This window comes from Pseudaquabacterium terrae (assembly GCF_013266755.1).
In the GTDB taxonomy this organism is placed as follows: domain Bacteria; phylum Pseudomonadota; class Gammaproteobacteria; order Burkholderiales; family Burkholderiaceae_C; genus Pseudaquabacterium; species Pseudaquabacterium terrae.
Genome location: NZ_JABRWJ010000031.1, coordinates 1 through 6,513, shown reverse-complemented (window position 1 = coordinate 6,513; position 6,513 = coordinate 1). Strand labels below are relative to the sequence as shown.

At 61.5% G+C, this 6,513-nt stretch carries 6 protein-coding genes; 1 reads left to right on the top strand and 5 read right to left on the bottom strand.

Going from position 1 to position 6,513, the window contains the following annotated elements; translation table 11 throughout:
- Positions 1–668: 668 nt before the first annotated feature.
- The 5 genes from HLB44_RS36445 to HLB44_RS36425 all read right to left on the bottom strand — a co-directional run bounded on the left by HLB44_RS36445 (position 669) and on the right by HLB44_RS36425 (position 4,900).
- The gene (locus HLB44_RS36445; RefSeq protein ID WP_173135720.1) at positions 669–1,139 is read right to left on the bottom strand and encodes a hypothetical protein; all 471 of its coding nucleotides are present in this window, start codon (positions 1,137–1,139) and stop codon (positions 669–671) included.
- A gap of 141 nt (positions 1,140–1,280) precedes the next feature.
- A complete protein-coding gene (locus tag HLB44_RS36440) occupies positions 1,281–1,577 on the bottom strand; it encodes a putative quinol monooxygenase (RefSeq protein ID WP_173135717.1) in 297 nt (98 codons plus the stop codon).
- 845 nt (positions 1,578–2,422) lie between these two features.
- Positions 2,423–2,692: a YrhB domain-containing protein gene (locus HLB44_RS36435; RefSeq protein WP_173135715.1), complete on the bottom strand. Its 270-nt coding sequence runs from the start codon at positions 2,690–2,692 to the stop codon at positions 2,423–2,425.
- Between the two features lie 230 nt (positions 2,693–2,922).
- Entirely contained in the window at positions 2,923–3,438 is a 516-nt protein-coding gene (locus HLB44_RS36430; RefSeq protein ID WP_173135712.1) for a hypothetical protein, read from the bottom strand.
- 1,126 nt (positions 3,439–4,564) lie between these two features.
- On the bottom strand, positions 4,565–4,900 hold the full coding sequence (locus tag HLB44_RS36425; protein ID WP_173135711.1) for a hypothetical protein: 336 nt from the start codon (positions 4,898–4,900) through the stop codon (positions 4,565–4,567).
- Positions 4,901–5,232: 332 nt separating this feature from the next.
- Between HLB44_RS36425 and HLB44_RS36420 the strand changes: the two genes are divergently transcribed.
- Positions 5,233–5,430 (top strand): hypothetical protein, encoded by a 198-nt coding sequence (locus HLB44_RS36420; RefSeq protein WP_173135708.1) that lies wholly within the window; start codon positions 5,233–5,235, stop codon positions 5,428–5,430.
- Positions 5,431–6,513 lie beyond the last annotated feature (1,083 nt).

The following is a 6,513-nucleotide window of genomic DNA, read 5'->3' as shown; positions in this document are numbered from 1 at the left end:
TTGAGGTAACGCGCGGCCGCCAGCGGAGCGCCAGGGCCGCGAGGCACATGATATGCCTGGGTGCCTCGCGGCCCTGGCGCGTAGCTGGTGGACGTCGCGTTGACCGAAGGGTTAGGCGGCATTATGAGCGGCAGAACTGCGAGACCGTGCGGATGGAGCTGGCTGCCAGCGATGGCCCGCAAGGCGCTGCGGCTTGCCAGGGCCAGAGTGCGTGCGTAGTGCAGACTTGTTGACCCTGCGCTCCGAACTCCACCTCGCGACGCGCTCCTGCGCGGCGCCCGACAGACTGACTGCGCGGCGCAGCACGCTTGCGCGAAGCGCACTTGTGGGACTGACCTTGAAGCGCCGAACTGAGGGCACAGCTTGCGAAGACGACTCGCCGGTCGTCGCAGTCGGACGGGGCACGAGAGACGTGGTGTTGTTCATGCTCGGTGCTCGCAAGCGTTTCGGTCGCTTCGCAGTCGGACGAACGCGGCGGACGCGGTGTTGGCCTTCACGTTCGGTGCTCGCAAGACGGACCGTTTGCCCGCGCAGGACCTTGCCATGACGCCTAACGTTTGAGGTAACGCGCCCGTGCCAGCAGGAGGCTTGGGGCGCGAGACACATGATAGACCTGGGTGTCTCGCGCCCCAAGACGCCTGCTGGTGCGGGTCGCGTTGACCGAAGGGTTAGGCCGCACTCGTTGCGAACCACTGCCGGACAAGTGGGGAAGGGACCATTTGGAAGCACAGATGACAGGGTACCTTCTGCTCGAGCCAGTGATGAACTTGGATCAGGTAGGCCTCCATCAGCTCGGACATGAACTTGCGCTGGCTGTTCCAGAGAACAAAGGCGTTGTCCAAGACAATGATCAGTCCCGGTGTCGAGTACGCCAAGGCGATCAGATCGTCAAGCCATCTTGCGAGGTTAGCCTCGCGTCCTTCGTGGTACGGAGGATGGTGTGTGGCGATCTGGGCTCCGATGTGACTGGGAATTTCCCAGTGACGGTCTTCGTACGTAGCGCAGTCGATGTATGCGATTCGATATCCTTGTTCCCGCACTTGTTGGACAAGTTCGACGTCTTCAGGGTCGATTTCACCTTCGTCGATGAAGACAACGCAATGGGATGTGGAACGAGGAATGTCCGTGTAGCCGCGCATGTGAGGCCTAACGTTTGAGGTAACGCGCGACCGCCAGCGGAGCGCCAGGGCCGCGAGGCAGATGATATGCCTGGGTGCCTCGCGGCCCTGGCGCGTAGCTGGTGGACGTCGCGTTGACCGAAGGGTTAGGCCGCATTTTGGTTACGGCTGAACTACGTGAGCCTCATAGACCACCATCCTCGGTGGCTCCGCAACCAACGCAGCGAGCTCCTTCACGAAGGCTCTTGACTCAGGCACCTTGAAGTGTTGCTGCAATGCGAGTTCGTTGTCCCACTCCTCGACGAAGACAAGGCGATTGGAGTTGTCCGCATCGATGTGGACTGCATGCGAAATGCAACCCTGCTCCTTGCGCGAACGCTCGACGTGTTCTTTGCTGATCGAGAGAGCTTGATCAATCCGCCCTTCCCGAATCACGGCGCTTCCAAGAACGATGATCATGATGTCTTTCCTGGTCCGAGTCTGATGGCCGCGATCGTAGGCCAGATGAATTGCCGGAGATCACCAGACGCATCGCACCCATCGGGGTGCTTGAGGGTTGCGTGCCGGGTGGTGGCCATATGCGGCCTAACGTTTGAGGTAACGCGCGGCCGCCAGCGGAGCGCCAGGGCCGCGAGGCAGATGATATGCCTGGGTGCCTCGCGGCCCTGGCGCGTAGCTGGTGGACGTCGCGTTGACCGAAGGGTTAGGCGGCATTTTGAGCGGCAGAACTGCGAGACCGCGCGGACGGGAACCGACCGCCAGTGGTGGCTCGCAAGACGCTGCAGCTTGCCAGGGCCAGAGTGCATGCGCAGTGCGGATTGTTGACCTTGCGCTCCGCCTCGCGCCGCGCCCGCGCGGCGCCCGACAGACTGACTGCGCGGCGCAGCACGCTTGCGCGCAGCGCACTTGGGGGACTGACCTTGAAGCGCTGAACGGAGGGCATAGCTTGCGAAGACGACTCCCGGGTCGTCGCAGTCGGACGGAGCGCAACAGACGTGGTGTTGTTCTTCATGCTTGGTGCTCGCAAGCGTTTCGGTCGCTTCGCAGTCGGACGAACGCGGCGGACGCGGTGTTGGCCTTCACGTTCGGTGCTCGCAAGACGGACCGATTGCTCGCGCAGGACCTTGCCATGACGCCTAACGTTTGAGGTAACGCGCAGACGACGGCGTAGCGCCTGGCCCGCGGGGATGATGATATGTCTGACAGCCCCGCGGGCCAGGCGGTACGCCGTTGGCTGTCGCGTTGACCGAAGGGTTAGGCCTCAACGTCTTGCAGGATTGAGGAATGAACGCATCCGTGCGGCCCTATAGCGGGTGGCGAATCCCCGACCGGAACTCCTCCACATAGTGCTCGATCGGTCGCGCCGTACCTGTTGAATAGAGGCCGTAGTTCTGTCGATCCACGATAACGGGCGCGTTACCTACAAGGCTGTGCTCGTGATCTTGGGTCTCTGCAAAGTCCCTGGCGTTGTAGAAGTAGACCCAGCCAAAGTCGTGTTCGTCAACGCGCGTGACCACCAAGTGGTGACGAGGGCGATTTGCGTTCTCTGGAAGTGCCGAGCCGAAAAGATCCATCTCTTGTTCCGTTCTTCGGAGGAAGGCTGCTATCGCTTGATCGGCAGGTTCTTTGACTGACATACGCACTTCATGTGGGAACTTGAGGCCTAACGTTTGAGGTAACGCGCGGCCGCCGGCGGAGCGCCAGGGCCGCGAGGCAGATGATATGCCTGGGTGCCTCGCGGCCCTGGCGCGTAGCTGGTGGACGTCGCGTTGACCGAAGGGTTAGGCCCAGGTTAGGCTCATGCCTACCACTTGGCCGATTCAAAGAGAACTGTGTACTTCTTGTACTCCATTCCTGCTGTGCCATTCCCATAGACTGTGAAGAGCGCGAGACCGCCAGCTGGCGACACCAGAAAGTATTGAAGGACAAATTCCGCGCCACCGGGATTCCGCCTCTTGCAGGCGTTGGAGTAGAGCTCTAGACCCGAGCTCGAAATGGCCCGCGCCGTCGGATTGGTGATGTCGCAAACCCTTTGCAGCTTTGGCAACTGATCCTCGACGAAGGTTCTTCGCGCCTCGATAAGTCTTGTTGCCTCTAGAGAGCCCGGAACAAGGGTGCTGGGGAAGACCTGAACAACGAGACGTGTGCCCGCGCGGTCCTTAAAGGCAAACATGTCATTGCTGATGAAGCTTTCGCGAGTAAAGCCGTCAAGCCATTCGATGGAGAGCCCTCGGAACTCAAGGTTCTCTGCAGATGCCGTACTCGGACATGTTGCATTCCAAGCCAGAAGTGCAAGTGCTGCGGCGCGGTGGTGCTTCATGGGCCTAACGTTTGAGGTAACGCGCGGCCGCCGGCGGAGCGCCAGGGCCGCGAGGCACATGATATGCCGGGGTGCCTCGCGGCCCTGGCGCGTAGCTGGTGGACGTCGCGTTGACCGAAGGGTTAGGCCTCGCGGCGTTGGAGACCGCGAACAGCGAGCAGGCTGAGCAGCGACATGGGTCTTGAACTGCATCGCGGTGACGTGAGTACTGCCAGGGCTTGACCGATGTTCTTGTTGCCGACGGCTTGGTGTGAAGCGAAGTGACGCGCGGACGAAGTGAGCGGCCTGAACTCTGCAGGCCTTGCGCTCCGCGCCTCGAGTCGCGACGACCATACTTGTTCGTCGATCCGCTGAGGCCGTGCGCCGACCGCGCGTGCGGCGGGCGGCCCGCGCGGGCCTTGCCCCTCTTCCTTTGCCAGGGCCTTGCCAGACGCGCTGCTCTCGTATTCGGCTGTTCACTGCTGGCTGACGAGACGACGGTCGCAGGCATGTGGTGCTTCTTGAACGCTGCGAGTCGCGACGACCGTGCTGACCCGAGGCCTAACGTTTGAGGTAACGCGCCCGTGCCGGCAGGACGCTTGGGGAGCGAGGCAGATGATAGACCTGGGTGCCTCGCGCCCCAAGAGGCCTGCTGGTACGGGTCGCGTTTACCGAAGGGTTAGGCGTCATTATGAGCGGCAGAACGGCAAGACCGTGCGGACGGAAAGCGACTGCCCTTGATGGCTCGCAAGGTGCACTGCGGCTTGCCAGAAGCAAAGGTGCAGAAGTGCTGGCCTGCGGGTTTGTGAGACCTGGGCTCAACGCGCCGGATGCCAGAGCGTTCTCCTGGCATTCCTGCCAGGGCCTTCGCTGTGAAGTTGCTTCTGCAGCGGTGAACAGAGGGCACAGCTTGCGAGTATGGGTTTCCATTCTTCGCAGTTCTGTCGACTGCGGTAGCCGCGGAGTTGGTCTTCATGCTCGGTGCTCGCAAGACGGGATGACTGCTCTCACTGGGCCTTGCCATGACGCCTAACGTATGAGGTAACGCGCGGCCGCCAGCGGAGCGCCAGGGCCGCGAGGCAGATGATATGCCTAGGTGCCTCGCGGCCCTGGTGCGTAGCTGGTGGACGTCGCGTTGACCGAAGGGTTAGGTGCCGCTTCCATGTCCTTTGGCGCCCATTTCAGAGACAAACTGAGCGCGAGACGCTGCTTCATTGTTCTTCCCGTGCGCCAGACACCACGCAAGGAGTTCGTCGGCTCTGATCGGGACCTTCTCAGCGATGATGCCGGCGACAAGCATGTTCTTGATGGATTCTTCCACCATCGCAACCCACTCAGAGTAGGTCGCTTCGAACAGATCCGCATCGGTGGCTGCGGCCTTGACCTTCTGCCATTCCTCTTCGGTGTACCAACTGACGCCTACCGAGACCGATTGACTCTTCTCTTTCGATCGCAGCCATGGAGGGAGCTTGTGTTTCGCCATGTGAGCCTCTTCGTCTCGCACGCTGGATTGTGGCATTGCTGCTGGGATGGCGTTTCAGAGCCGGCACGCACCGGCGGACCTTGCGGCACCTAACGTTTGACATGAGGGGCGGCCGCAAGTGGGCGAAGCCCGCTTGTGGACGTCCCCTCGATGGAAGGGTTAGGCGGCTGGTTCGAACCGGTTGGCAGAGCACCCCTATTCATGGCACGAGTTTGTCACGCGAGGCAAGGCTTGGTGGCGAGCCGTTGTCCGAGGCGAAACGTGGTTCCGTCCTACCCGTTTGACACAGTCTTCGGGGAAGTATGAAGGACTCACACTCAAAGGAGCATGCCATGACCGACCCACGTAACGTCGCCCATGACAAGAAGGTGCAGCAGGAGAAGAAGAATCGCGACGAAGAGGTCGCACCCGGCGCCGAGAAGACGCCTCAACCGGGAAAGAAGCCGCATATGGAGCGTCACGCATCAGACACTGCAAAAGTACCCGACGAGGCTTCGCCAGTACCAACCGAGGAGAAACCGCTGGACTGACGCGAGTGTCCGGGCATCTGCCGCCTAACGTTTGAGGTGAGGCGCGGCCACCAGCGGAGCGCCAGGGCCGCGAGGCAGATGATAGACCTGGGTGCCTCGCGGCCCTGGCGCGTAGCTGGTGGACGTCGCCTCGACCGAAGGGTTAGGCCTCAGTGTTCCCGCTGGACCGGTGGGACCTCCACTTGATGAACTCACGTGGATTGGGGTTGCCTCCGAGTACGAGGTAGTACCACGCCCGGAGCGCGATTCCGTATGCAGACTCGTGAAAGAAGAAGTCTTCGTCCTGTGCAGGGATTCCCAAGGTCGCGCAATAGGCTGCGTTTGTGAACTTGATGTAGTAGTCGCGAGCAATTTGGCTGGCCTCAGCACCTGACTTTCCCGTCATATCACCAATCGCTGCCGCGACTTGGTCAAAGAAGGTCGTAACGTCGGTGTCTGCCGGCAGCCAACCCTGACTGTGTTTCGTATGCGTTTTCCCACAACGAACGCACTCGTAGTCGATGGCGTGGTTATCGGGGTCTGGTCGCTCGATGAGCAGGCTGCCGCAGGATGAACAGAAGACGGGATTCACTTGACTACGCCCCGGGGTCGAAGTTCTGAGGCCTAACGTTTGAGGTAACGCGCGGCCGCCAGCGGAGCGCCAGGGCCGCGAGGCAGATGATATGCCTGGGTGCCTCGCGGCCCTGGTGCGTAGCTGGTGGACGTCGCGTTGACCGAAGGGTTAGGTGGCTGCGGGTCTTGGGCACCAATGCCAGTAGGACGGATGACGACTATGCGCATGGCCGGAACTTGAACGGCGCAGACGCGCGAGCTGCCAGAGCCCGGGCTGGCAATCCTGGACTTCGAGATGAGCGGCCAACACAAGCGACAGATCTTGATGAGCCGCACTGCGGTCTTCGGCTCCTGAACTGCAACCGCCCGAAGGGCGCGTGGCGGACTGTGCATGCAGCCACAGGTTCAGTGTTTCTGCCAGGGCACCACGGCGAACGATGTCTTCGCTTCCAGAGCGCGCCCGATCGTGCTCGCCGGAGAAGGTGCGCTGAACGAGACCTGCGCAAGTGGTGCACTTCGACGGACACCTAA

Bases quoted from the DNA above. Each gene is read 5' to 3' on its own strand.
- HLB44_RS36430 (WP_173135712.1), bottom strand. From the start codon at position 3,438: ATGAAGCACCACCGCGCCGCAGCACTTGCACTTCTGGCTTGGAATGCA.
- HLB44_RS36420 (WP_173135708.1), top strand. From the start codon at position 5,233: ATGACCGACCCACGTAACGTCGCCCATGACAAGAAGGTGCAGCAGGAG.
- HLB44_RS36425 (WP_173135711.1), bottom strand. From the start codon at position 4,900: ATGGCGAAACACAAGCTCCCTCCATGGCTGCGATCGAAAGAGAAGAGT.
- HLB44_RS36440 (WP_173135717.1), bottom strand. From the start codon at position 1,577: ATGATCATCGTTCTTGGAAGCGCCGTGATTCGGGAAGGGCGGATTGAT.
- HLB44_RS36435 (WP_173135715.1), bottom strand. From the start codon at position 2,692: ATGGATCTTTTCGGCTCGGCACTTCCAGAGAACGCAAATCGCCCTCGT.
- HLB44_RS36445 (WP_173135720.1), bottom strand. From the start codon at position 1,139: ATGCGCGGCTACACGGACATTCCTCGTTCCACATCCCATTGCGTTGTC.